This window comes from Vibrio sp. SSH13-20, from assembly GCF_040104475.1.
Classification (GTDB): Bacteria; Pseudomonadota; Gammaproteobacteria; order Enterobacterales; family Vibrionaceae; genus Vibrio; species Vibrio harveyi.
In genome coordinates this window covers 403,253-428,550 of sequence record NZ_JBECOU010000003.1, presented here as the reverse complement: position 1 = coordinate 428,550, position 25,298 = coordinate 403,253, and the positions used below count along the sequence as shown (strand labels likewise).

28 protein-coding genes are annotated in these 25,298 nt (G+C 43.9%); 12 read left to right on the top strand and 16 right to left on the bottom strand.

Annotation, left to right across the window (positions count from 1 at the left end):
• Nucleotides 1–121 precede the first annotated feature (121 nt).
• The 3 genes from ABMY42_RS10705 to cysZ form a co-directional block, all read right to left on the bottom strand.
• Nucleotides 122–379, bottom strand: a complete 258-nt coding sequence (locus ABMY42_RS10705) for an HPr family phosphocarrier protein (protein WP_005436894.1) — start codon at nucleotides 377–379, stop codon at nucleotides 122–124.
• Nucleotides 380–677: 298 nt separating this feature from the next.
• Nucleotides 678–1,646: a cysteine synthase A gene (gene cysK, locus ABMY42_RS10700; RefSeq protein WP_005436896.1), complete on the bottom strand. Its 969-nt coding sequence runs from the start codon at nucleotides 1,644–1,646 to the stop codon at nucleotides 678–680.
• 166 nt (nucleotides 1,647–1,812) lie between these two features.
• Nucleotides 1,813–2,556, bottom strand: coding sequence for a sulfate transporter CysZ (gene cysZ / locus ABMY42_RS10695; protein ID WP_005451544.1), 744 nt, complete (start codon nucleotides 2,554–2,556; stop codon nucleotides 1,813–1,815).
• A 249-nt stretch (nucleotides 2,557–2,805) separates the two neighbouring features.
• Between cysZ and zipA the strand changes: the two genes are divergently transcribed.
• The 3 genes from zipA to ABMY42_RS10680 all read left to right on the top strand — a co-directional run bounded on the left by zipA (nucleotide 2,806) and on the right by ABMY42_RS10680 (nucleotide 7,793).
• Entirely contained in the window at nucleotides 2,806–3,774 is a 969-nt protein-coding gene (gene zipA / locus ABMY42_RS10690; RefSeq protein ID WP_349266285.1) for a cell division protein ZipA, read from the top strand.
• A gap of 88 nt (nucleotides 3,775–3,862) precedes the next feature.
• Nucleotides 3,863–5,875, top strand: a complete 2,013-nt coding sequence (ligA, locus tag ABMY42_RS10685) for an NAD-dependent DNA ligase LigA (RefSeq protein ID WP_349266284.1) — start codon at nucleotides 3,863–3,865, stop codon at nucleotides 5,873–5,875.
• Between the two features lie 511 nt (nucleotides 5,876–6,386).
• Nucleotides 6,387–7,793: a hypothetical protein gene (locus tag ABMY42_RS10680; RefSeq protein ID WP_005451547.1), complete on the top strand. Its 1,407-nt coding sequence runs from the start codon at nucleotides 6,387–6,389 to the stop codon at nucleotides 7,791–7,793.
• Nucleotides 7,794–7,833: 40 nt separating this feature from the next.
• Here ABMY42_RS10680 and ABMY42_RS10675 read toward each other — a convergent pair whose 3' ends face one another.
• From ABMY42_RS10675 to ABMY42_RS10640, 8 genes are all read right to left on the bottom strand, one after another.
• On the bottom strand, nucleotides 7,834–8,016 hold the full coding sequence (locus tag ABMY42_RS10675) for a hypothetical protein (protein ID WP_009698603.1): 183 nt from the start codon (nucleotides 8,014–8,016) through the stop codon (nucleotides 7,834–7,836).
• A gap of 119 nt (nucleotides 8,017–8,135) precedes the next feature.
• The gene (locus ABMY42_RS10670; protein WP_100216240.1) at nucleotides 8,136–8,318 is read right to left on the bottom strand and encodes a hypothetical protein; all 183 of its coding nucleotides are present in this window, start codon (nucleotides 8,316–8,318) and stop codon (nucleotides 8,136–8,138) included.
• A gap of 329 nt (nucleotides 8,319–8,647) precedes the next feature.
• A complete protein-coding gene (locus tag ABMY42_RS10665) occupies nucleotides 8,648–9,109 on the bottom strand; it encodes an NfeD family protein (RefSeq protein WP_005451549.1) in 462 nt (153 codons plus the stop codon).
• 9 nt (nucleotides 9,110–9,118) lie between these two features.
• Nucleotides 9,119–10,033: an SPFH domain-containing protein gene (locus ABMY42_RS10660; protein WP_005451550.1), complete on the bottom strand. Its 915-nt coding sequence runs from the start codon at nucleotides 10,031–10,033 to the stop codon at nucleotides 9,119–9,121.
• Between the two features lie 157 nt (nucleotides 10,034–10,190).
• On the bottom strand, nucleotides 10,191–11,045 hold the full coding sequence (locus ABMY42_RS10655) for a co-chaperone YbbN (protein ID WP_017818943.1): 855 nt from the start codon (nucleotides 11,043–11,045) through the stop codon (nucleotides 10,191–10,193).
• Between the two features lie 199 nt (nucleotides 11,046–11,244).
• On the bottom strand, nucleotides 11,245–11,427 hold the full coding sequence (locus ABMY42_RS10650; protein ID WP_009698600.1) for a hypothetical protein: 183 nt from the start codon (nucleotides 11,425–11,427) through the stop codon (nucleotides 11,245–11,247).
• Nucleotides 11,428–11,501: 74 nt separating this feature from the next.
• The gene (locus ABMY42_RS10645; protein ID WP_281187867.1) at nucleotides 11,502–12,329 is read right to left on the bottom strand and encodes an SDR family oxidoreductase; all 828 of its coding nucleotides are present in this window, start codon (nucleotides 12,327–12,329) and stop codon (nucleotides 11,502–11,504) included.
• Between the two features lie 37 nt (nucleotides 12,330–12,366).
• Nucleotides 12,367–13,284 carry a TIGR01777 family oxidoreductase gene (locus ABMY42_RS10640; RefSeq protein WP_005451554.1) on the bottom strand — a complete coding sequence of 306 codons (918 nt, stop codon included), beginning with the start codon at nucleotides 13,282–13,284 and terminating at the stop codon, nucleotides 12,367–12,369.
• Between the two features lie 260 nt (nucleotides 13,285–13,544).
• Between ABMY42_RS10640 and ABMY42_RS10635 the strand changes: the two genes are divergently transcribed.
• From ABMY42_RS10635 to yfcE, 6 genes are all read left to right on the top strand, one after another.
• Nucleotides 13,545–14,279 (top strand): DUF1538 domain-containing protein, encoded by a 735-nt coding sequence (locus ABMY42_RS10635; protein WP_005451555.1) that lies wholly within the window; start codon nucleotides 13,545–13,547, stop codon nucleotides 14,277–14,279.
• Entirely contained in the window at nucleotides 14,276–15,067 is a 792-nt protein-coding gene (locus tag ABMY42_RS10630) for a DUF1538 domain-containing protein (protein WP_005451556.1), read from the top strand. The genes ABMY42_RS10635 and ABMY42_RS10630 overlap by 4 nt, the downstream gene beginning before the upstream one ends.
• Nucleotides 15,057–15,407: a P-II family nitrogen regulator gene (locus ABMY42_RS10625; RefSeq protein WP_005451557.1), complete on the top strand. Its 351-nt coding sequence runs from the start codon at nucleotides 15,057–15,059 to the stop codon at nucleotides 15,405–15,407. Before ABMY42_RS10630 ends, ABMY42_RS10625 begins: the two co-directional genes overlap by 11 nt.
• Nucleotides 15,404–15,811, top strand: a complete 408-nt coding sequence (locus ABMY42_RS10620) for a CBS domain-containing protein (RefSeq protein ID WP_009698597.1) — start codon at nucleotides 15,404–15,406, stop codon at nucleotides 15,809–15,811. The genes ABMY42_RS10625 and ABMY42_RS10620 overlap by 4 nt, the downstream gene beginning before the upstream one ends.
• A 160-nt stretch (nucleotides 15,812–15,971) precedes the next feature.
• Nucleotides 15,972–16,181 carry a hypothetical protein gene (locus tag ABMY42_RS10615; RefSeq protein WP_005446371.1) on the top strand — a complete coding sequence of 70 codons (210 nt, stop codon included), beginning with the start codon at nucleotides 15,972–15,974 and terminating at the stop codon, nucleotides 16,179–16,181.
• Between the two features lie 71 nt (nucleotides 16,182–16,252).
• The gene (yfcE, locus tag ABMY42_RS10610) at nucleotides 16,253–16,798 is read left to right on the top strand and encodes a phosphodiesterase (RefSeq protein WP_069686885.1); all 546 of its coding nucleotides are present in this window, start codon (nucleotides 16,253–16,255) and stop codon (nucleotides 16,796–16,798) included.
• 43 nt (nucleotides 16,799–16,841) lie between these two features.
• Here yfcE and ABMY42_RS10605 read toward each other — a convergent pair whose 3' ends face one another.
• The 4 genes from ABMY42_RS10605 to ABMY42_RS10590 are packed head-to-tail and all read right to left on the bottom strand — an operon-like array spanning nucleotide 16,842 to nucleotide 19,359.
• Complete coding sequence (locus tag ABMY42_RS10605; RefSeq protein WP_005446375.1) at nucleotides 16,842–17,120, bottom strand: SelT/SelW/SelH family protein; 279 nt, start codon at nucleotides 17,118–17,120, stop codon at nucleotides 16,842–16,844.
• Between the two features lie 34 nt (nucleotides 17,121–17,154).
• The gene (locus tag ABMY42_RS10600) at nucleotides 17,155–17,910 is read right to left on the bottom strand and encodes a sulfite exporter TauE/SafE family protein (RefSeq protein WP_009698593.1); all 756 of its coding nucleotides are present in this window, start codon (nucleotides 17,908–17,910) and stop codon (nucleotides 17,155–17,157) included.
• Nucleotides 17,911–17,956: 46 nt separating this feature from the next.
• On the bottom strand, nucleotides 17,957–18,472 hold the full coding sequence (gene toxS, locus ABMY42_RS10595) for a transmembrane regulator ToxS (RefSeq protein WP_053049477.1): 516 nt from the start codon (nucleotides 18,470–18,472) through the stop codon (nucleotides 17,957–17,959).
• An 11-nt stretch (nucleotides 18,473–18,483) separates the two neighbouring features.
• The gene (locus ABMY42_RS10590) at nucleotides 18,484–19,359 is read right to left on the bottom strand and encodes a transcriptional regulator (RefSeq protein WP_005446380.1); all 876 of its coding nucleotides are present in this window, start codon (nucleotides 19,357–19,359) and stop codon (nucleotides 18,484–18,486) included.
• A 273-nt stretch (nucleotides 19,360–19,632) separates the two neighbouring features.
• Here ABMY42_RS10590 and htpG point away from each other — a divergent pair, with 273 nt between their 5' ends.
• The 3 genes from htpG (at nucleotide 19,633) to hemH (ending at nucleotide 23,606) form a co-directional block, all read left to right on the top strand.
• Complete coding sequence (gene htpG / locus ABMY42_RS10585; protein ID WP_009698592.1) at nucleotides 19,633–21,537, top strand: molecular chaperone HtpG; 1,905 nt, start codon at nucleotides 19,633–19,635, stop codon at nucleotides 21,535–21,537.
• 317 nt (nucleotides 21,538–21,854) lie between these two features.
• Complete coding sequence (gene adk / locus ABMY42_RS10580) at nucleotides 21,855–22,499, top strand: adenylate kinase (RefSeq protein WP_005425498.1); 645 nt, start codon at nucleotides 21,855–21,857, stop codon at nucleotides 22,497–22,499.
• Nucleotides 22,500–22,640: 141 nt separating this feature from the next.
• Entirely contained in the window at nucleotides 22,641–23,606 is a 966-nt protein-coding gene (gene hemH, locus ABMY42_RS10575) for a ferrochelatase (protein WP_349266283.1), read from the top strand.
• Nucleotides 23,607–23,696: 90 nt separating this feature from the next.
• Here hemH and ABMY42_RS10570 read toward each other — a convergent pair whose 3' ends face one another.
• Nucleotides 23,697–25,085, bottom strand: a complete 1,389-nt coding sequence (locus tag ABMY42_RS10570; protein ID WP_005446383.1) for a peptide MFS transporter — start codon at nucleotides 25,083–25,085, stop codon at nucleotides 23,697–23,699.
• Between the last annotated feature and the right edge of the window lie 213 nt (nucleotides 25,086–25,298).

Sequence of the window (25,298 nt, the reverse complement as noted above, 5' to 3'; positions counted from 1 at the left end):
TCAACTTTATAAAACGGGAGAATAATGGGTGCGCTAACGAATAGTTTTAGCTTAGTTTTGAGTCTATTTCCAACGAAGCCATTTTGCTTTCACAAAATGGCTTCTGAAATAGGAGACCGAATTAGTGTAGTTGGTCCATTAGAGCAACTAGGTGGTCAACTGCTTGCTGAGCTTGTGGGCCTTCAGCTGAGATAGTTACTAGAGTACCTTTTACTAGGCCTAGTGTTTGTAGCTTGAATAGGCTCTTAGCGCTAGCGCTTTTACCGTTAGAAGTCACAGTGATGTCCGCGTCGAATGCTTTAGCTTCTTTAACGAACTGTGCAGCTGGACGAGTGTGAAGACCGTTTTCTGCTGTGATTTCTACTTGCTTCTCGTACATGTGATATACCCCAATAAATGTATTTTTTTGTTAGTTTGTGACTAAGTTTTAGCTTAACTGCTTTACACCTTGTGCGCTAGCACGAGAGAGTTCAAAGCGTGTCAGAACTGATACTAGTCAAAAGTTTGGTAATTACGCAACTGTTTGCGTGCGTAATTACACTGAAACCTTTTTGGTTTAGATTCTTTATTTTGAACCTAAAAATAAAACACCCTGATATTACCAAAGGTGGGGCAGGGATCAACAAAAAAGCCCCTGAACGGGGCTTTTTTAAACGAAAAATTGATTTGACCACATATTACTGTTGGTTCTCTTTCTCGGTAAAGATACCAGCAAATAGTGCTGTACTTAGGTAACGTTCACCAGAGCTTGGTAGAACTGTTACGATTGTTTTTCCTTCAAATTCAGGAAGTTCCGCGAGTCGGTTTGCTGCAACGACTGCTGCACCTGATGAGATGCCAGCTAGGATGCCTTCTTCTTCCATTAGGCGACGAGCCATCTCGATCGCTTCTTCAGAAGTCACTTGCTCAACACGGTCTAGAAGTTCTAAATCTAAGTTACCAGGGATGAAACCTGCACCAATACCTTGGATTTTGTGAGGCGCTGGTTGGATTTCTTCACCTGCTAGCGCTTGCGCAATTACTGGTGATTCTGCTGGCTCTACTGCAACAGATGTGATGGCTTTGCCTTTCTCACCTTTGATGTAGCGGCTTGTGCCTGTGATGGTACCGCCTGTACCTACACCTGCTACGAATACATCGATTTCACCGTCTGTTGCTTCCCAGATTTCTGGACCAGTTGTCTTCTCGTGAATCTCTGGGTTGGCAGGGTTGTTGAACTGCTGTAGAAGAAGGTATTTGTCTGGATTGCTTGCAACGATTTCTTCCGCTTTAGCGATCGCGCCTTTCATACCTTTTGCTGCTTCTGTTAGTTCTAGGTTTGCACCTAGCGCTTTAAGAAGCTTACGACGCTCAAGGCTCATTGATTCTGGCATTGTCAGAGTGAGCTTGTAACCGCGAGCGGCTGCTACGAATGCAAGTGCAACACCTGTGTTACCACTGGTTGGCTCAACTAGCTCAACGCCCGGCTTAAGAGTACCTGCCTTTTCTGCTTCCCAAATCATGTTAGCACCAATACGGCACTTAACACTGAAGCTTGGGTTACGCGCTTCGATTTTCGCCAAAACTTTACCTTTGCTCACTTTATTCAAGCGAACAAGAGGTGTGTTACCGATAGTAAGAGAGTTGTCTTCGTAGATCTTGCTCATAGTGATGTTCCTTCATTACACGATATTGTGAATATGAGTAGAAGAATATGCGGTCTCAAAAAAAGGGAAAAGGATTAAAAAGTTATATCTTATGAGGTTGGTCGAGAATTGAGCAAAATGAAAGGGGAGGCGTCTAAAACCTCCCCGTATCGAATGAAAGTGTGAGTTATTGTTGATGCTTAAATTCGTTCACCCACATTGCAGTTGCACCGCAGACAGCAACAGGCATAACAATTAGGTTAAGAATTGGAATCGTGGTAAACACCGAAACCAACACTCCAAAGCCATAGGCTTTCCCTTGCTTTTGTTTCAATTTGTAACGCATCTCGTTGAAAGACACTTTATGGTTATCAAACGGATAGTCACAGTACTGGATAGCAAGCATCCAAGCGGTGAAGATGAACCACAAGAAAGGTCCAACCGTTTGCCCGAGTGCAGGGATCAACAGAAGAAGAAACAAGCCAATCGCTTTTGGTAGGACATAAAGCAATTTTCGCCATTCTCGTGCTAGCACGCGAGGGACATCTTTTATCACCGCAGCCATGCCATCATCATTCACTTTTTGACCCGTTAAGGACTCTTCGACTTTTTCAGCGAGTAAACCATTGAATGGTGCGGCGATGAAGTTAGCTAATGTACTAAAGAAATAAGAGAATGTGGCAAGAATAGTTAACACCAATATTGGCCACAATATGTAGGTAAGCCAAGAGAGAAAATCTGGTAACTGACCAATCCAGTTCTGGATCCAAACATCGAGATGGGAGAATAGATAGAAAATCGCGCCACCCACGAGTAATACGTTGGCAAGTAATGGCAAAACCACAAAGCGACGGATCTCCGGAGAGAGTGCTATTTGAATCCCATATAGGAAGTAACCGAATCCGGTTCTAGGCTGATTATTCAACTTCATATCTATTTTGTTTCGTGTAAGTGAAAACTCATTGTACCTGTGGATGGTTTTCTTTCAATGCCCTAACATTTTGGGTCTTGTAAAGTGGAATCGTGGCAAGAATCACAACAAAAAACCGAACTTCTTGCATTAAGTTGTTCTAAACCTACATATAGTTTTGGTAAAGTAAAAGCATCATTCGGATTTATTGCACTTGGGTTACTGCTCAAGGATGTGCGAGTAGTAGAACAAGTAGATTGAGAGTAAATAATGCAGGAATTGCGATTCGTACTCATTGTTGTTGGCGCATTAGCCATCGCCGCATTGCTATTTCATGGTCTGTGGACAAGCAAAAAAGAAGGCAAAGCAAAATTTGGTAACAAGCCGCTTGGTAAGTTGGATGTTGACCAAGAGGATAAAGAGTCTCCAGAACAAGAGCGTGATTTTGCTCCTGCTCCAGAAGACGACTTCGAAATCATCCGTAAAGATCGCAAAGAGCCAGACTTTGGGATGGAGAATTCATTTGATAATAAATTCGCTTCTGATCCTCTGATCGATGATGTTCTTGATGTAAAAGAAGAGAAAGAGCATAAAGAAGAGCAAGAAATCCCAGCTTTTGTTGCGACAAAAACAGAAGAAGACGTGGTAGAGCCTGTTTTACAAGAGTCAGTAGACACTTTTGCTGAAAACGAAACTATCGCGGAAAAAGAAGAAATTATCGAACCGGTATTTGAAACAACGGTTGTACCAGAATCGGCAGAAGTAGAGATTGCGCCTGTAATGACAGAGGTAGCGGTTGAAGAGCCGAAGTCAGAGCCAGAAATGCAAGTGATTGTGTTAAATGTGCACTGTGCAGGCGAAGAGCCATTTATTGGTACTAAGCTATTCGATAGCCTTCAGCAAAACGGTTTGATTTACGGTGAAATGAATATCTTCCATCGTCATGTGGACTTGTCTGGCAATGGTAAAGTGTTATTCAGTGTTGCAAACATGATGCAGCCGGGTACGTTAGAGCACGGTGACCCAGCAGAGTTTTCAACGAAAGGTATTTCCTTCTTTATGACTCTCCCTTGCTATGGTGAAGCAGACCAAAACTTCAACCTTATGCTGCGTATTGCACAGCAAGTCGCGGACGACATGGGGGGGAATGTACTGGATGATCAACGTAACCTGATGACACCTGATCGATTAGCATCATATCGACGTCAAATAGTTGAGTTTAATGCTGCTAACGCATAACCTTAACACCAAATAATGATAGGGCTCCGTTAGGAGCCCTTTTTCTTAGATTCCCAACCTCATTAATGAATATACACGGGGCTTTAATATGTCTGAATCAGTACATCAGCGACTAGAAGAGCTAAAAGAGTCGTTGCATTACCACGCGGTTCGTTACTACGTGGAAGATAACCCAGAGATTCCAGATGCAGAATACGATCGTATGATGCGTGAATTATTGGATATTGAAGCCGAACACCCAGAACTGGTTACCGTCGACTCTCCAAGTCAACGCGTAGGAGGTCAGCCACTGTCTGAGTTCAGCCAAGTTACTCATGAAGTGCCGATGCTATCGTTGGATAACGCTTTTGATGATACGGAACTGGATGGTTTTCATAAACGCGCTCAAGATCGCGTTGTCGGTCATACCATCAAACAGTACTGCTGTGAGCCTAAGCTTGACGGTTTGGCTGTAAGTCTATTGTACGAAGATGGTGTCTTGGTTCAGGCTGCGACACGTGGTGATGGTACTACTGGTGAAAACATCACGGAAAATGTGCGTACCATCAGCGCAATTCCATTAAAGCTGCAGGGTAAAGACTGGCCGACACGTCTAGAAGTTCGCGGTGAAGTCTTTATGCCAAAAGCGGGTTTTGACAAACTTAACGAGATCGCTCGTCAAAAAGGCGAGAAAGTTTTTGTTAACCCACGTAACGCGGCGGCGGGCAGTCTGCGTCAACTAGATTCACGTATTACCGCTTCGCGTCCATTGAGCTTTTATGCTTACAGTGTTGGCGTTGTTGAAGGTGCTACGTTAGCAAACAGCCACTATGAGCGATTCTTACAAATCAAATCTTGGGGCTTACCAATGTGCCCCGAAACCAAGCGAGTCGATAACTTGGAAGAGGTAAAAGCCTACTACCAAGACATTCTTAACCGTCGTGAAGCTTTGGCGTATGAAATTGATGGCGTCGTCATTAAAGTTGATGATATTGCAATTCAAGAGCGTTTGGGTTTTGTTGCTCGTGCTCCTCGTTGGGCAATCGCGTATAAATTCCCAGCGCAAGAAGAAATTACCACGCTAAATGATGTGGAGTTCCAAGTTGGTCGTACCGGTGCCATTACGCCAGTAGCTAAGCTTGAGCCAGTATTTGTTGGTGGTGTCACGGTAAGTAATGCAACTCTTCACAACGCAGACGAGATTGAACGTTTACAAGTGATGGTAGGTGATCAAGTAGTGATTCGTCGTGCTGGTGATGTGATTCCGCAAGTTGTCTCTGTTATCAAAGAACGTCGCCCAGAAACGGCGCGCGAGATCCTATTCCCCAATGCTTGTCCGGTATGTGGCTCTCATGTTGAACGTATCGAAGGTGAAGCCGTTACACGTTGTACTGGTGGTTTAGTATGCCAGGCTCAACGTAAAGAAGCGTTAAAACACTTTGTGTCTCGTAAGGCGCTAGATGTAGACGGATTGGGCGAGAAGGTCATTGAACAATTGGTTGATCGTGAGATGGTCGAAACGCCAGCAGACCTGTTCAAGCTTTCTGCAGGCGTACTGACGGTCTTGGAACGAATGGGACCGAAATCGGCAACCAACGTTGTGAATGCTCTTGAGAAATCAAAACTAACAACATTGCCACGTTTCTTGTACTCACTTGGTATCCGAGAAGTCGGTGAAGCTACAGCTGCAAACCTTGCACAACATTTCAAGAACCTTGAAACCATTGAGCAAGCAACAGAAGAGCAGTTGGTTGAGGTTCAAGATATTGGTGTGGTCGTAGCAAAACACATTACCACTTTCTTCAGCGAAGAGAAAAACCAAGCGGTCGTACAAGACCTACTGGCGCAGGGCATTCACTGGCCAGAAATCGCCGCACCACAGGAAGGGGTCGAATTACCTTTGGAAGGTAAAACCGTGGTGTTAACTGGTACGCTTTCTCAGTTAGGTCGTTCAGAGGCGAAAGAAGCACTACAGAATTTAGGCGCAAAAGTAACTGGTAGTGTTTCGAAGAAAACAGATATTTTGTTTGCTGGAGAAAATGCCGGTTCTAAGCTAGCGAAAGCTCAAGAACTTGGAATTGAGATTCAAACTGAGCAAGACTTACTCAATTTGATGAAATAACTCTCCTCAAAAAAGATAAAAAATACCTAAAAGCCCCAAGTGTCAGTCGCTTGGGGCTTTTTCTTGGCAATTAAAAAGTCACTCAATAACCGTTCAAATACCACTTTTCCTGATTTCAGTGATCAGGATCTCTCCTTACGTTATTCTTCTTTTATAACTAAAACTCTGCGATCGACTTCAAAATAGAATGGATGAATTTTCATTATGTATTTGATATTTAAAGTCTTTTCTTTGATTTGTGTCTTTGGTGTTAAAAATAAGATCTGGATCAACAACTTATATGGAACTTTGGCGTTGGTCATATTTTTTTAGAAAAAAAATAAGTTCCATTTGGATGTTTTTAGATGCGAAGTTAGTCTTAGAAGCGTGGATACACGGTGTGTATGCAGGAACTAAAAAGAACCAATTTAGAAATATTGAGGTTCACTCAGGAATTTACTTCTCTCCTTCGGCGGCCAACTTAAGGCGAGATAGAAAAATACAGCTATATCCATTTTTAGGAGTTTTTTCCATGGACAAATTTTTCAAGGTTTCAGCGTTAACAGCTGCGATGTTTGGTGCGGTTGCAGTAGCTCCGGCTACAGCATCTACTGAAAGTGCAGCTGGTGGTGAGTATGTAGAAAAAGTTAACGAATTTATGCAAGACTCAAGTCTTAATGCAATGTTCGTTGTTGATACTCGTTCTCGTACTCGTACAACAGGTAAACCTGGTGGTGAGAATGGCGACCGCTGGAGCCGTCTAAACTACTCATCTTACAATGCGATCATTGACTTCACTTCTGGCTACCATGATGGTTGGTTAGGTGCAGACGTAGCAGCTTACTACTCTGGCGACCTATACAACGATAGCTTGAAAGGCGCAGACGGTTACCTATGTAACGAGATCTCTACTTGTACTAACCTAGACTGGGGTGCAGGTGACGGTGATCAACTTAAAGTTTACAAAGCTGCTCTGAAGTTTAAGACTGGCGAAAACTTTAACGCTCGCTTCGGTATGTTGCAAGCTGGTGGTAATGGCACAATCGGTAACGTTTGGAGCTTCGTACCAGGTACTTACCGTGGTTTCGAACTAAACGCGAAGCTGGGTGATTTCAACCTAAGCTACTTTGGTGCAGACCAATTTACAGCACCATGGTTGCTACACGAAGATGACTACGCGCCAGCACTATGGTCAGACACTTCTTGGAGCTACCTACACTCTCTAGGTTTGAACGGTAACATTACTGACGCTCTATTCTTCCAAGTTGGTCTTGGTCAAGCGACAGGCGTTAAATACGCTAACGGTATCGACTGGGGTGCAGGTCAAGTAACTAGCTACCATGACGAAACTGATAACACGTCATACAAAGCTTACTTGAAGTACACAGTAAGTGACCGTACTACTCTTGCATTTGACTTCTACGGTGTTGATGACGATGTGAAATACGATGGTCTAGGTTTCCACACTGGTCTATCTCTAAACCAATCGTTCGGTAAACTGTCTTGGATGTCTGAACTACGTTACACAGACACAGACAACCGTTCAGATTTCGTTCCTCGTACAATCCATACTTACGGTATGAATAATGGTACTTGGTCACAATGGTGGGATGCTCTATCTGACTGGAACAAAGCTGGCGAGCTAGCTTGGTACAACCGTCTATCTTACAACCAAGGTAACGGCTGGAACTACTACCTAGGCTTCGGCTACGGTTCTGGTGCAGACTCTGCAGCAAGCGGCGCATCTGGTGACTGGGATTACGAGAGCGAGTACGCAGTTAACGCAACAGTTTCTTACTCTCTACAAAGCGGTTCTCTTAAAGGTACAACCGTGCGTCTACACGGTACTATCCTAGAGCGTGACGAGTTTGCTGGTGCAGCAGACGCGGATGAGACAGACCTACGTCTACAAGTTCTTATCCCATACAGCTTCCACTAATATTTAGAAGTTAAGAAAAAGGAGCCAATCGGCTCCTTTTTTATTTTACTTCTTTTCCGTCATACATTTTGCAATATAGGGGAGGAAGCATGTGTACGTTGCCGTTGGGCAATTCACACTTTATTTCCGGTGCTAATGTTCTACCACCAGAAGCGCCATTTGCTAGCGAAGTCAATGGCATTAATGCAGCGATAGCGACTAATAATCCAGTTACCAGTTTCATATTATTTACCTTGTAATCTAGAATGTATTTTCTTTTTAATTTCACTTAATTACTTGAGTTCGTTGTTTAGGTGGGAAATATTAAAGCGTAGCGTTCTGCTCCTTAATCTAACCTACGATTTAGTTGTCCCATGAACCACCTTGAAAGCGGCACATCTCACTAGGTAGATGGGCAACATCGCCACTTGGTAAAACACATTCAACGATAGGTCCTAGATTGGTGGTGCCTCCATTCCCGTTGTTATAGGCGAATGAAGAAAACGCAAACGCGCTGCACGCTAAAAACAAAAAACACTTCTTCATAGTACATCCTCTTACTTACCTTAAAAAATATAAGCATTTAATTGCCATGCTTATGCGTTAAGTATGTATAGAGACCTAGAAAGATCAAAAATTAATTCAACAGTGTTTTATTTTTTAAAATGAATTTAGATTTTAAATCTTGGGATATATTTATCTATGTACTTGAAATTTTAATTTAGTAGGAGAAGCTATTTTGATAAAGGAGAGAATATTAATAATATTTCTATTACTTAATTTTTGTGGTTAATTTAAATAAGTAGATGAAATAAAAGCATTAGTCACGGAAAGGAAATAAAAGGATGCTGAGCACCCTTTTATTTTGACACAAATCAGCGAGAAACCGGTTTAATCTTCAAAATTATGCCGTCTACGGCGATAATTTCGACCCGAGTTCCCGTCGGCAATTCGTGTTCGCATTCAGCTGACCACGTTGTATCTGCCACTCTAAGACGATTCATTCCAATGTGAAAATCTTCTTCGAGCGTGACAATATTACCTATCAGCTGTTTGTGTTTTTGATTGAGATCTCTGGCTTGATCACTTTTGCGATCCTTGGACCATTGCTTTCTCCACCATAGCCAAGTGGTAACCAAACTGAAAGCCACAAAGGCAAGCCACTGCATCTGCCAACTCATTGGTAAGAAAGATAGGATAGCGCCAACGATCAGGGCGGAAATGCCTAGCCAAAGAAAATAGCCTGCTGTGCCCAATAGCTCTACAGCGAGCAAGGCTAAACCAAGCGCAATCCAATGCCAGAATGACACGCTTTCTAATAGGCTAAATAAATCCATAGGCAATCCTTAGTCCTTACTTTGTTTGAACATTTCAGCAATACCCGCGACTGAGCCCATTAGACCTGTCGCTTCGATCGGCATCATGATGATCTTACCATTTTCCGCTTGACCGATACTCTTCAGTGCATCGGTATAACCTTGGGCAATAAAGTAGTTAACCGCCTGAACATCACCTTTAGCGATTGCTTCAGATACCATGTAAGTCGCTTTTGCTTCTGCTTGAGCTGCACGCTCACGCGCTTCCGCATGTAAGATCGCCGATTGCTTTTCACCTTCCGCTTTCAGAATTTCCGATTGTTTTTGACCTTCTGCTCGTAAGATTTCTGCTTGACGTATCCCTTCAGCTTCTAGGATTTCAGCACGCTTATTACGTTCTGCTTTCATCTGAGCGTTCATTGCTGCTGTTAGATCTGCTGGTGGTTGAACGTCTTTGATCTCGATACGAGTTACTTTTACGCCCCAAGGGTTGGTTGCTTGGTCAACGATAGAGAGCAATTTGGTGTTGATCATGTCACGCTGGCTAAGCATCTCATCCAATTCCATTGAGCCGAGCACGGTACGAATGTTCGTTAGTGTTAGGTTACGGATAGCGTGTTCTAGATCGTTGACTTCATACGCCGCTTTGGCTGCGTCGATGACTTGGACAAAGCCGACTGCATCGATAACAACATTCGCATTGTCTTTTGAGATGACTTCTTGTGCCGGGATGTCCAGTACACGTTCCATCATGTTGACTTTTTGACCTACGCGATCAACGAAAGGAATGATTAGGTTTAGACCTGGCTTTAAGGTGTGGGTATAACGTCCGAAGCGTTCGACGGTCCAGTTGTTCCCTTGTGGTACGGTTTTGATCCCAGAAGCGAGGACAATAATGGCTAGTACAACTAAGATCCCGATGGTGATCAATGAGTCGATTGGCATGTTCTATTCCCTTAAGTGCATAATGTTTGTTTCATTTTTACTCATTTAGGCTTATGACACAATCGTAGAAATGAGAGCCTCGATAAATTATAGACAGAATAAAGGCCGGATTAATCCGACCTTTTTATATTTTTAATTCAGCAGGTTAGTACTTTAATTAGTAGAGAATAGAGTACAACTGACGACGGAATTTACTTGCTAATGCATTGCCTTGACCCAATGCACTTAAGATATCCATAAAAGTTTTCTTCACTTCACCGTCTTGTGCGCCGAGGTTGGTTTTTAAAATATTCCAAAGTAGCTCCAACGCTTCTTCATCGCGACCAACTTGGTTGTATTGAACTGCAAGCTCACATGCCAATTCGAAGTTATCTGGGTTTGCGGCTAGCTCTTGTTCAAGGCGTTGAAGCTCTGGGCTATCTGCTGCTTGGAGGTGCAGATCTAACTTGGCAATCAATCCCTTATAGTAGTTATCTTGATATTCCAGTGGGATTGCACTCAATAGCGTTTGTGCCAATTCAAATTGTTTGGTTTCTAGCAAACAATCTGCCATCGCTAGTTTTACATCACCGCGGTTTTGCAGATCTTCTGAAAGGGTTTGCAAAATAGCTAGAGCTTGAGCATGTTCGCCTTGTTGTAGCAACTCGCTTGCTTGCTTTAACTGCATTTCGTCTTGGCTTGGGAGGTGTTTTTGCAGCATGGCTGAAATGGCATCAATCGGCTGAGGACCACCCATACCATCTACCGCTTGACCGTTCATAAACAACGCGATAGTTGGTAAGACTTGTACGCCAAACTGTGATGCTAAAGCTGGTTGCTGCTCACAGTTCAATAGAGCAAGGGTGAATGCACCGTTGTATTGTTGAGTTAGCATTTGTAGCTCAGGGATCACTTGCGCACTTTCTGGTTGAGCACTCGCCCAGAAGTGGATCAACACTGGCGTGTTCATTGACCCTTCAAGAGTCTCGCGGAAATTTTGTTCTGTTAACTCAACGATAAATGGGGATTGCATCAGAGTGTCCTTGCTTTTTGTTTCTTGTCGTTGATTGTAGATATGGAGTTGATATTTAGGAAATTCAAGCGATAGAAAGGAAAAACGCTGCCGAAGCAGCGTAATCCTGATAGCAAGCGAAAGTGCTATAAAACTTTGGCTATTCCAGCACGAATTAGGGAGTCTTGTTAGACGTTATCTTTGTGTGCTGGGTGAGGTATCAAAATAGGATGAACACAGTCAACACTACACCCACACTAAGCCAGTTGAGCTGATTTAATGTCATTATTGTCTCGCGTAAATACAAAACAGAAAGGGTGGCGATACCAAATCTAAAGTGAGTATCAACATCGTGTTCAGGCTCGATAGATGAAGATACTAACTTAGAAATTGATTCGAACATTGAGGCTTTCTTAACCTACATGCTCATAATGACATCACATTGTTACGGTAAAATTACATTGTGATAAAAAGTTTTTATGCTGCTTGTCGCAGAATCTTATCAAGAATACGCGTTGGTAATAGGCGCTTTAACACGGCAAATACTTTAGTTGGCGTTGTAATGCGGTAGCGGATTTTTGGTTTATCGCTTGTGAGCGCATGAAGCACTGGCTCGATGCAAGATTCTGCAGGAAGCACAAATCTATTGTTCGACTTGTCGTTATCTAGACGCTGCTTCTGACCTTCGTAAGCGGCTTTGTGTGGGCTGTTCTCGACATCAATCCATTGCTCGAAGGCTTTTAATGCATTATGTCTAAATTGGGTTTCAATAGGTCCCGGCTCTATCAGTGCGGTTTTGATGTTGGTGTCCATCAATTCCAAACGTAGTGTGTCGGTCCAGCCTTCGAGTGCGAACTTAGAGGCATTGTAGGCACCACGATATTTCATGGCTGCAAACCCAAGCACAGAGCTATTTTGGATGATTCTTCCTTCACCCTGTTTGCGCATATGTGGCAGTACTTCTCTGACTAACTGATGCCAGCCAAAAAAGTTGGTTTGAAACTGAGCTTGGAGCGCCTCTGTCGGCAAGTCTTCTAGCGCGCCAGGCTGACCATATGCCCCGTTATTGAATACGGCATATAACTTTCCGTCGGCTAGTGTTAATGCTTGCTTGACTCCCGAAGAGATGCTTTCAGAATCGTTAAGATCCAATTGAATACAGGTTAGTCCTTCGCTTGTTAAGCGTTCGACATCTTGTTCGTGCCGGCAGGAGGCAATCACGTGGAAGCCCTCTTTTTTCAAAGCATGGGCACAAATGTAGCCGATGCCAGTGGAGCATCCGGTGATAAGAATGGATTTTTTCATATTAGAGGGCTCACGAAAGTATAGTGAGCCTTATGATTCAATAACTTCGATCTTGAAGCAAGTTCTTGAGTGCAGGTTCGACGCGAGAGTAGCTGAATTGAAAACCCAATTCGGTCAGCTTTTTCGGTTTGGCGCGAATGCTATCAAACAGTAAGCAAGAGGATTCTCCCATCGCCATATTCATCACCCATTTAGGGGTGAAGAGAATATGTGGACGTTTTAGCGTTTTCGCCAGTGTGCCACTAAAGATTCGATTGCTAACAGGGTGGGGAGCACATAAGTTGAATTCACCATGAGCGTGTGGCGTTTCAAGCAAGTACATAATGGCACGAACCATATCCAAAATATGGATCCATGGCATGTATTGTTTACCGCTACCCAATGGTCCCCCTAAACCTAGTTTGTAAGGCAAAATCATTTTGGCAAGTGCGCCACCATTTGGACCAAGGACAACGCCAGTACGCAACAAGCATACTCGGGTTTGTTCGGATTCTGCACGTTTTGCTATCTGCTCCCAACGAGCACAAACGGAGTGAGCGAACGCCTCGCTATTGACGTGTAAGCACTCATCAAAAGGATGGTCTTGCTGGTCGCCGTAATAACCAACGGCAGATCCACTGATGAACACCGATGGTGGCTCTGTACTTGCGTGGATCAGTGCGACAATACGCTCGGTAACCTTCCAACGGCTGTTACAAATGATCTCTTTCTGCTCCTTGCTCCAGCGCTTGTCTGCGATCGGTTCGCCTGCGAGGTTAATCACGGCATCAACATCATTAAGATCTTCAAGTGAATCAAGGGAGTCGAGATATTCAATATTACCGACATCGGCATGATTAAGTCGTTGTTTTGCTTGCTCTGGGTTACGCGTAAGCAAAATGACTTGGTGAGTGGTCAGTAACTTAAGTAGCTCTGAGCCAATAAAGCCTGTGCCGCCGGTCAGTAGTATCTTCATGTCATCCCTTTGATGGTAAAACTATTCAAACATTATAGTCGTTATACGCCTAGCGTGATCATATCAATGACTTGCAGTGTCGATTTTATTATTAGTTCCTAAGGAGTTAGAAGCATTTTGTTGGGAAGCGATGCGAAGTTCACAATTTGAAAGAATGTAACAAAATGTTATCAAGCCTTTAGCAAAGCTCACACTTAGCTCAGGGAAACTGTGTCATGCTGAACTTAAAGGAGAATAACAGTCAGTAGATAGGAGGGAGTATGGAGGCATTTGTTGCTCTATTTAGAGCGTTGCTCAGTAGTGCTCGTGACTTGCTACCTATTGTTATTGTCATCACCTTTTTTCAGTTGGTCGTGCTTCAGGAACCGCTGCCCAATCTCGTCTCTATTCTATTTGGTCTTCTTCTGGTTATTCTCGGTTTAACCTTCTTTATCTTTGGATTAGAGCTTGGTTTGTTTCCCATTGGGGAAAATATGGCACAAGCGTTCGCTAATAAAGGCAGCGTTTTCTGGTTACTGATCTTTGCGTTCTGCTTGGGTTTTGGTACCACCATTGCAGAACCAGCCTTGACCGCTGTTGCAGAGGAAGCATCAGAAGTTGCGGCTGAAGGGGGCATGATTGCCAATACAGAACAATCTATGGAAGAGTACGCAGATGGATTACGCTTAACGGTTGCCTTGTCGGTAGGTGTAGCGATTGTGCTCGGCGTGTTGCGAATTCTCAAGGGCTGGCCGATTCAGTACATGATCATAGGCGGTTATATTGGCGTTGTGATACTAACGGGATTTGCGCCTGAATCAATCATTGGGGTGGCTTATGATTCTGGAGGAGTGACGACATCCACAATTACGGTTCCTTTGGTCACAGCGCTTGGCGTTGGGCTCGCTTCCGCGATCAAAGGGCGAAACCCTATGATTGATGGGTTTGGTTTGATCGCCTTTGCCTCATTGCTACCAATGATGTTTGTGATGGTATACGGGATGGTGGTGGCATGATTTCGTTTGAGCACTTCTTCGATACCTTTGTTTCTACTATCAGTGACGTGATCCCGATAGCGACCATTATTTTTGGCTTCCAGCTTGCAGTATTACGACGTCCCATCTCTAACCTGCCTAAAGTCCTGCTTGGATTTGCCTACGTTATCCTCGGTTTGTCGCTGTTTTTGCTTGGGTTAGAAATGGCGCTGTTTCCGTTGGGTGAAACCATGGCAACGCAGCTTACTGCCCCTGCATTTCTACGCGAGTTTAAAGTATCCATCGGTCAAGCCTTAAGTTGGGTAGACTACTACTGGGTGTATATCTTTGCTTTCTTTATCGGTTTCAGCACGACAATCGCAGAGCCTTCTCTTATTGCAGTAGCGATAAAGGCAAATCAGGTTTCTGGTGGCAGTATTAGTGTGAATGGATTGCGCGTTGCCGTTGCTTTGGGGGTGGCAGTTGGTATTGCTCTAGGCAGCTATCGGATTGTCGTTGGTGATCCTATTCACTACTACATTATCGCCGGTTACATCGTAGTGGTGATTCAAACCTTCTATGCGCCAAAGTTGATTGTACCTTTGGCTTACGATTCAGGCGGTGTTACTACCTCGACGGTGACCGTACCTTTAGTGACCGCGCTTGGGTTGGGGTTAGCTTCAACCGTACCAGGACGAAACCCAATGATAGATGGCTTTGGCTTGATAGCGTTTGCCAGCCTGTTTCCAATGATTTCTGTGATGGGCTATGCCCAGATTACCCAGTGGTTGAATAAAGGAACCGCGGAGGAAAAAGAAAATGCGCTTTAAATTGATTTTGGCCTTTGTTGAAGACAGCAAAACCGACAAGGTGCTCGATGCAGCAAGAGATGCAGGAGCAACGGGGGCTACGGTGATCAACAATGCCCGAGGACAAGGTTTAAACCAGAAACGAACTTTCTTTGGATTAACCTTGGAGGTGCAAAAAGATGTGCTGTTATTTGTTGTAGAGGAGCATTTGTCGAGACACATTTTAGAAACCATCAGTGACGTTGGAGAGTTCGATCAGGAATCCGGTCAAGGGATTGCCGTGCAGATTGATGTCGAGGATGCTGTCGGTGTCGCACACCAAGTAGAGAAGCTAACTAAAGTGGTAGAGGATGAGTTATGAGTAGTCATGAGCTGATTAGAGTCAGAGACGTAATGGCGGCAACATACATCATTGTCGATGGGTTGATTACGGTTCACGAAGGGATCACGCTAGCGAGGAAGAGTGAAGTGAAAGCGCTGGTGGTGAAAAAGCGTGATGACGATGATGAATATGGCATCGTCTTAATGAACGACATAGCGAAAAAAGTGTTGGCAAAAAACCGTTCACCACAACGCACCAACATCTATGAAATCATGACCAAACCTGCGTTAACCGTCGACCCCAATATGAATGTGAAATATTGTGCGCGTTTGTTTGAGCGTTTTGGTATCAGCCGCGCGCCAGTCATTGAAAATGGAGAGGTCATTGGCATGGTGAGTTATAACAATATTGTTATCAATGGTATGGCTCGGGAAGAAGTATAGCGACGGTTTTGAGTGTGGTTCGCGCGCTGCTGGTAAAGATAATTTCTCAGGTCAGCGACATTTTGCCTAGCTAAGAAGAGTAGCGTATTAGTGCCATTGCATATCCTCGATCTGAGGCTTATCCTTTGAGAATTAAAGAAATAATTGAGGATGTCATGTCATGCCGCTAGTTGCTTGTCCTGTGTGCGAGAAACAAATTTCAAAACGAGCTCATACTTGTCCTGGCTGCGGAGAGCCAGATCCACTTAACCATCTTGCTAAGTCAAAGTTCTTGTCCTTCATTTTCTGGATGATTGTCTTAGTGGGCGTTGGTTATGTCGCGTGGTTCTACCTGGTTCCGATGCTGGTGGAAATGTTGCGTGGTCATTAGAGGTTTCACTGTGGTTGAGCTTCTATAGGAATGCCGTAGAATACCCTCATACATTTTGAGGAGACGATGTCGTGAAACTATTTTTTGCCTCAGACTTGCACGGTTCTTTGCCAGCCACAGAAGAAACCATCAAGCTTTATTTAGCCTCTGGTGCAGAGCACCTAATCTTATTGGGCGATACGCTTAATCACGGACCAAGAAATCCAATACCAGAAGGCTATAACCCACCACAAGTGGCAGAATTGCTGAATCAATACAGTGATCGCATTATCTCTGTGCGCGGTAACTGCGACAGTGAAGTGGATCAGATGCTGTTAAATTTCCCAATGATGACGGAGTATGCGTGGCTTCTGTTAGAGTCCGGCAAGCGTATGTTCTTGACTCATGGTCACCTATACAACACCACAAAGCGACCGCCGTTGCGTGAGGGCGACATCATTGCCCATGGTCATACTCATGTTCCTGTGGCGGAGATGCAAGATGGTGCCATCATTTTCAATCCGGGCTCAATGACGTTCCCGAGAAATGGCTTACCACGCAGTTATGGTTTACTCGAAGGTAATACGCTAACGGTTCAAACTCCAGAAGGCGAAGTACTAGCGCAAACTACGATTTAATAGCCTTGCGAGTAAAGAAAAGATAAAGGGAGCGAATGGCTCCCTATTTTGTGTCTGAATGTCCTAGATCGCGTTCTGGGTCGATGATGTCTCTAACACGTTGTTTGAGGACTTTCGCCTCAGGAAAGCCACCATCTTTCTTACGCTCCCAAATCTGGGTTCCATTACAAAAGATTTCGAACCGACCGCCCGTATCTGGGTGCAAGCTCATCGTTTTTATTTCTTCACTAAAGGTATGTAATAGCTCTTGTGAGAGCCAGGTTGAACGTAGCATCCAATTGCACTGGCGACAGTAATAAATGTCAATGATGGCTTTATCCATTTCCGAATTCCTTAATTTCAAATTTTTTAAAACGTCAGAGGAGCAATTTGATTCCAACGGCGAAGGTGAGCACTTCAAAGGCAACTTTGATGACGCGATTGCTGTATCGAGTTGCTGCCCATGCGCCTAAGCTGCCACCTAGAAATGAGCTGAATAATAAAACAGGTAACCAAGCCCAATGAATAGGAGCACCAGCTTGCACAACGGCAATACCTCCAATGCCATTCCAAAACAGACCGACACAAATCATGGTGTAAGCTACCGCTTGCTTGTAATCGTAACCAAACCAGCGGACAAGAAAGAGTGTCACAAGCAACCCAGAACCTGCTGTGAGTGAGCCGTTTACAATCCCAATCAGCAGTAAACCCAGTCCACCAATAAGCCAACCGGCACTGTCACGATGCGTTTTAGTTTCCGTTTGACCGAGCTCTTTCTTAAATCGAGAGTAAATACCAAGAGCTAAGATCATCGCGCCAAGCATTTTTTCAGCAATGCCATCTGGGATTTGTACAATGAGATTAGCGCCAATCACCACGCCAATACTGCCGGTGAGTATGAGATAGAGGGCGACTTTTGGTTTAATCGTACCGGCTTTAAGGTGTGTGCTTGCTGCGCCTAAACCGAGTGCGACTGAAGCGACTTTATGCGTACCTAGTGCGACAGAAAAGGGAAGACCAAGAAAGATAAGAAGTGGAAACTGCAGTAATCCCGCACCACCGCCAGAGAGTGAAGCAAGCGTATTTGCGACAAGGGAACCGAAGAAGAGGGTGAGGGTGTCTAGCCAATCCATATGCAAAATAAAGGGGGCATCTTGCCCCCTTCTTATCGAATCAAAATCAGTTTCTAAACAGTACCGTAGAACCGTGATTCAGGCTAGTCAGTAGTAGAGTTTTTTCGTTAACGACGTCAATACGACGACTCTGTTCAGCATCTAGCTTAAAGATTTGAGTGATAAGACGAAGTTGAGACTCCGAAAAATCTTTAGATTGTGATGCGGAGATGTCTTTGAACTCAGAAGGAGAGACCAGCAAATAGTTATCACTGACTTCCCAACGACCTTTTTCAGAGATATTGATCGTAGACTCGATGTTTGAGCCCTGTGCAAATAGCTTGATGTTTGCCACGCGAATATAGTCACCATTAGGTAGGTACTTCACATTCGACTCAACGTTGACTTTGCGTAGCGGACCTACGGTATCATCTGGCAAGTTATCAGTAATAAGTGTCACCATGGTTGATTGCCACTCATTTGACGTAAGGACTTGCTCAACTTTAAGGTCACTACCCCAGTACAACCAACCACTAAAAAGGATGGATACGGCTAAAACCGCAGATGCTATTCTTATCTTCATTTCAGCCTCCCTTAATTGCAGATGTCAGTTGGGTCGTTACGACCAGCAAAAATACGCAGTGTTACATTCTCATATGAGTGATCACTGTCGTGAATGTAGTTCAGAATCAATTGATTGTTTTGACCACCTGTTGCAATGACTTCGACTGGTGAAGACTCAGCAGCATGGTGTTCAACATAGCGTTGAATGCATTGCTCAATGGACGGCAGCCAATTGTTTAATTGAGGGTGGTTGATCGGTGTCATCACTGGCACGTTGTGATATTCACCAATTTGACGAAATTGTGATTCTGCAGGGTTGGTTAGCATTAACACGCCAACAGGAAGTAGCAGGGCAACTAACACGATGATTCTGAATAACCAGTTTGTGTTCTTTTGTGCAGGTGCAGATTTTAATGGTTGAGCTGTCGGTGCTTGTTCGACGGCTGTTTCTGCTTTTGTCTCAGCAGTGGGCTCTGCGAATTGCTCTAGGTCAACGACTGGAGCTTCATTTTCTTCCTCTTGAGCATCAACATCGGTAAGTGCTGCTTCAGAAGATAGTGGGCTTAAACGTTCAACTGAACAAATCAGTTGGTAACCGCGCTTTGGCACCGTTTTTACAAATTCAGGCGACTTCGTAGAGTCTTTCAACATTTTACGTAGAGTGGAAATCGCTTGAGTAAGGCTTGAGTCATCCACCTCAAAACCCTGCTCCCGCCATACGAACTCGTGAAGCTCGTTACGCGTTAACACTTCATTGGGTCTCTCTGCCAACATGAGTAGAATACGGCTTTCGTTGCTTCCTAATCGTACAACTTCGTTGCCATTTTGTTGGTCAGCGAGCGAATTACTATTTGGGTCAAAGACAAATCTTTGAGCAAGCAGAAATTTGGTGCCGATGTTAGTCATTTAGTTCTTCTTAGATGGATGATTCTGTAATTATAAGTGATTTGCGTCACATAATAAGGCGTGCGCAAAAAGACATGTGCTACGTTTTAGATGCTTTTAGGGACGTAGGATAATTAAAATTTTCTAAAAAAACACCGTTTTTAGCAATATTGACCTTGAATTTACATTTGTCAGCCACATGTTAAATGACATCTTAGTAATGCTGCTTTTTTAAGGTGGCGGTTAGGACTTTGTCATTAAAAGTCTTTTTAGTTTAGATGTTATGGAGCAAACATGAGCGAAACCGTATCACAAAACAAAGAAACTCGTGGCTTTCAATCAGAAGTAAAACAACTACTTCATCTGATGATTCACTCTCTTTACTCAAACAAAGAGATTTTCCTGCGCGAGCTGATTTCAAACGCGTCTGACGCATCAGATAAGCTTCGTTTCCAAGCGCTATCTAACCCAGATTTATATGAGGGTAACGCGGATCTGGGTGTTAAGCTGGCGTTTGACGAAAGTGCTAATACACTAACAATCTCTGATAACGGCATCGGTATGAGCCGTGATGATGTGATTGAACATTTAGGTACCATTGCAAAATCAGGTACAGCAGAGTTTTTCTCTAAATTATCCGATGAGCAGAGCAAAGACTCTCAGCTTATTGGTCAGTTTGGTGTGGGTTTCTATTCTGCATTCATTGTTGCTGATGCTGTGACGGTACGCACTCGTGCCGCAGGTATTTCTGCAGATGAAGCGGTTCAATGGCATTCTGCGGGCGAAGGCGAATACACTATTGAGACGATCACGAAAGAATCTCGTGGTACTGATATCGTGCTTCACATGCGTGAAGAAGGGAAAGAGTTCTTAAATGAATGGCGTCTACGTGACGTGATCAGCAAATACTCCGACCATATCGGTATTCCAGTTTCTATCCAAACTGCTGTTCGCGATGAGGAAGGCAACGAAACAAGTGAGAAGAAGTGGGAGCAAATCAACAAAGCTCAAGCACTTTGGACTCGCAACAAATCAGACGTCTCTGAAGCAGAATACCAAGAGTTCTACAAACACGTTTCTCACGACTTTGCAGATCCTCTAACTTGGAGCCATAACCGCGTAGAAGGCAAGAACGATTACACAAGCTTGCTTTACATTCCAGCGAAGGCACCTTGGGACATGATGAACCGCGATCACAAGTCGGGTCTGAAATTATACGTACAACGTGTATTCATCATGGATGACGCAGAGCAGTTTATGCCGTCTTACTTGCGTTTCGTCCGCGGCTTAATTGATTCGAACGATCTGCCACTGAACGTTTCTCGTGAAATTCTTCAAGACAACAAAGTGACTCAGTCATTGCGTAACGCTTGTACTAAGCGTGTACTGACAATGCTGGAGCGCATGGCGAAGAATGACGAAGAGAAATACCAATCATTCTGGAAAGAGTTTGGTCAGGTGATGAAGGAAGGTCCTGCTGAAGACATGGCAAACAAAGAGAAAGTTGCCGGTCTATTGCGCTTCGCATCTACTGAAGTGGACTCAGCTGAGCAATCTATTGGTTTGGCTGCTTATGTTGAACGCATGAAGGAAGGTCAAGATAAGATTTACTTCTTAACAGCAGACAGCTACGCAGCGGCGAAGAACAGTCCGCACCTAGAGCAATTTAAGGCGAAAGGCATTGAAGTTATTTTGATGTTCGATCGAATTGATGAGTGGTTGATGAACTACCTGACAGAGTTTGACGGCAAGCAGTTCCAATCGATCACCAAAGCGGGTCTGGATCTGAGCAAGTTCGAAGACGAAGCAGAAAAAGAAAAGCAGAAAGAAACAGAAGAAGAGTTTAAGTCTGTTGTTGAGCGCACTCAGTCTTACCTAGGTGACCGCGTAAAAGAAGTTCGTACAACCTTCAAGCTTGCAACAACACCTGCCGTTGTGGTGACGGACGATTTCGAAATGGGGACGCAAATGGCGAAGCTTCTTGAAGCAGCAGGTCAAGCGGTACCAGAAGTGAAATACATCTTCGAAATCAACCCTGAGCATGAGCTCGTGAAGCGAATGGCGGATGAAGCAGACGACGAAGCGTTTGGTCGCTGGGTAGAAGTGTTACTGGGTCAGGCAATGTTAGCCGAGCGTGGCTCGATGGAAGATCCTTCTCAATTCTTAGGTGCCATCAATAAGCTTTTGACTAAGGTTTAATAACTAAATACCACTAAAAAGCTCGCGAAATGCGAGCTTTTTGTTTGTAAACGCATAGATTCACACTTTAAGTGTTGAGTTAGTAGTCAATAAGACAGGAAAGCTGGCATCGCTAACATTCTTTAGTCTTAATCTGCTCATTACACAGTGAACCTATGTTAGAATCTCAACACTTGAATGTGAGTAATAAGGCGTGTATTTTGGCTCGCCTAAACGTTATACCGAAACTTATCGTTGCCAGTGCTTCGAGGGTGATTCCTAGAAGTCCAGCTATTGTGAGCTTCGGTATAAATCTTAAATATTAAAGAGGATAAATCATGCGCATCATTCTTCTAGGTGCTCCAGGTGCAGGTAAAGGCACACAAGCAAACTTCATCATGGATAAATACGGTATTCCACAAATCTCTACTGGTGATATGCTTCGTGCTGCTATCAAAGCAGGTACAGAGCTTGGTAAACAAGCTAAAGCTGTTATCGACGCTGGTCAGCTAGTTTCTGATGAAATCATCCTTGGTCTAATCAAAGAGCGTATTGCTCAAGACGATTGCGAAAAAGGTTTCCTACTAGATGGTTTCCCTCGCACTATCCCTCAAGCTGATGGCCTAAAAGAAATGGGCGTTGACGTAGATTACGTGATTGAATTTGACGTAGCTGATGATGTGATTGTTGAGCGTATGGCTGGTCGTCGTGCTCACCTTCCTTCTGGTCGTACTTACCACGTTGTTTACAACCCACCAAAAGTGGAAGGTAAAGATGACGTGACTGGTGAAGATCTTGTTGTTCGTGATGACGACAAAGAAGAAACAGTACGCGCACGTCTAGGCGTTTACCACGAGCAAACTGCACCACTGATCAACTACTACGGCAAAGAAGCAGAAGCTGGCAACACTAAGTACCTTAAATTCGACGGCACTAAGCAAGTTGCAGAAGTAAGCGCAGATATTGAGAAAGCGCTAGCATAATTTGCTAACGGCAAAATTTAATATTTTGATATATTTAAAAGCGACCTTTGGGTCGCTTTTTTTTATTCTGCCTGTTAGTACGATGAACTTTTCTCTTAGATATGCCGTACAAATCAAGCCGTTTACCATGAATAGGATGTTATGAAAAACAACAATAAGAAGCAGGGCGTGTTATTGGTCAACCTTGGGACGCCTGATGAGCCAACTCCGCCAGCCGTTAAACGCTTTCTAAGTCAGTTCCTTCATGATTACCGTGTTGTTGATATGACACGGTGGCTCTGGTGCCCGATTTTGCATGGCATCATTCTTCCAGTTCGTTCTCCAAAAGTTGCCAAGCTGTATGAGTCGGTGTGGATGGAAGAGGGATCACCTCTCATGGTGTATTCAAAACGCCAGGCAAAGAAGCTGAGCACAGCTTTAGACATGCCAGTAGAGCTAGGGATGACATATGGCAATCCTAGCTTGCAAACCGGTTTTGAGGCGCTATTAGCCCAAGGCGTTGAACAAGTGATCGTTTTGCCGCTTTACCCTCAATACTCAGGAACAACGACAGCTGCAGTTTCTGACGGGATGACAAAGGCATTTAAGAATATGCCTGTGATGCCAGAGTTTAGTTTTATTCGCGATTACCACAATCACCCTAAATACATTGAAGCTTTAGCTCAGTCGGTACGCGAGCATTGGGAAGCAAATGGTCAGGGTGATTACTTGCTGTGTTCTTACCATGGTATTCCGAAGCGATACGCGGACAATGGTGATATTTATCCTCAACATTGTGCCGAGACAACTCGCTTGCTTGGTGAGGCCCTTGGTTTGAATGAGGATCAAATTGGTATGACCTACCAGTCTCGATTTGGTCGCGAAGAATGGTTACAACCATACACGGACAAGACATTAGAAGTCCTACCTAGCCAAGGTAAAAAAAAGCTGAATATCGTAACGCCAGCTTTTTCTGCTGACTGCTTAGAGACACTGGAAGAGATCTCAGAAGAGTGCCGTGAAATTTACTTAGAAGCTGGTGGTGAGAGCTTTAGCTACATTCCGTGTTTAAATGACAACGAGTTACACATCGAGATGATGGTGGATTTGGTTCGCTCAAAGTTGTAAAGCATCTGTGTCCTACATTCTTTCACTTAGAGCTTTGAATACAAAAAGGGTCGCAATTGCGACCCTTTGTTTTTATTTGCACTTTATATATTAAGCAACTTGAGTTTGTTGCTCTTCAATTTGTTCTGCTGTGCTATGTGTGTTTTCAGCACCGTGCATCCAACGAACAAGCGTGTTAGAGAACAACAGAAGAATGACACCAGAAACCATCGCTGTTACTGCAATACCGCTGAAGATAGCCAGTGCACCTAGCTCACCAACGTGAGAGCCCACATAACCAGCAACGTAGTTTGCAATTGCATTACAGCCAAACCATGCACCCATCATTAGTGAAGCAAGACGCAGCGGAGCCAGTTTAGTAACAAGAGACAGACCAATCGGAGATAGACACAATTCGCCTAGAGTATGGAAGAAGAATGCACCAACAAGCCACAACATGGATGTCTTAACTGTAGTGTCACCGCCTTGCTCAATAACCGCACCAACCATACATAGGAAACCAAGCGCTAGGAAGAACATCGCTAAAGCAAATTTCACTGGTGAGTTTGGCTCACGTTTACCTAGTTTCACCCATAGCACGGCTAGTACAGGTGCTAGCGTGATGATGAAGAATGGGTTTAGTGATTGGAACCACGCAGCAGGCACTTCAAAGCCACCGATCATTCGATCTGTGTATTGCTGAGTGTAGATGTTCATTAGACCGCCAGCTTGTTCAAAGCCTGCCCAGAATACGATAGTGAATAGGCTCATCACTAGGATTACTTTGATGCGATCCGTTTCTTCTTTTGTTAACGGTTCTTTTTGAGAAGATTTTTTAATCGCTAGATCACGTTTTGCAGCTGGAACACGACCAATATCACCAAGCCATGCTTGAGCAAACGTCATCTGCATGACTAGGCTGATAAGCATACCGATACCAGCAGCCACGAAACCCGCTTTCCAACCGAATTCAGTTGTTACAGAGCCAGAAACAACACCAGCGATTAATGCACCAAGGTTAATACCCATGTAGAAGATAGTGAAAGCACCATCACGACGGTTGTCACCTTCTTGATATAAGTCACCAACCATTGTAGAGATGTTTGGCTTAAATAGACCGTTACCACAGATAAGTAGAGCAAGACCTAAATAGAATGTGTGTAGAGCACCAAGACCTAGAGCGTCAGCAGGCATTGCTAGTGTAAATTGACCGATTGCCATCAACGCGCCACCAATCAAGATAGAACGGCGTTGACCTAAGTAGTTATCCGCAAGGTAACCACCGATGAGAGGAGTAATGTAGACAAGTCCAGTATAGATGCCGTATAGGTCTAGGGCATCTTTAGTCGACCAGCCAAGGCCACCGTTCATTGTTGTGTCAGTTAAATACAGTACTAGAATGGCGCGCATTGCGTAGTAAGAAAAGCGTTCCCAAAGTTCAGTACCGAACAATAAGAACAAGCCACGTGGGTGACCAAAGTATTGATGTTGGTTTGACATAAGCTCTTCTAATAGTAGTTATTACATTTTTTAAAGAAATCTACGTATACATGTCATTTTGATGACTTACAAACAATAAAATTTTATGTGACGATTCATTTGCCTTATTAAATGATGGCTCCGCGTTGATTTTGTGGGGTTTTAATCGGCGAATCGTTCGTGTTACAAACTTACTTTCCATTTTTGCCTATAGACTTATTTTCTTAATGCTTC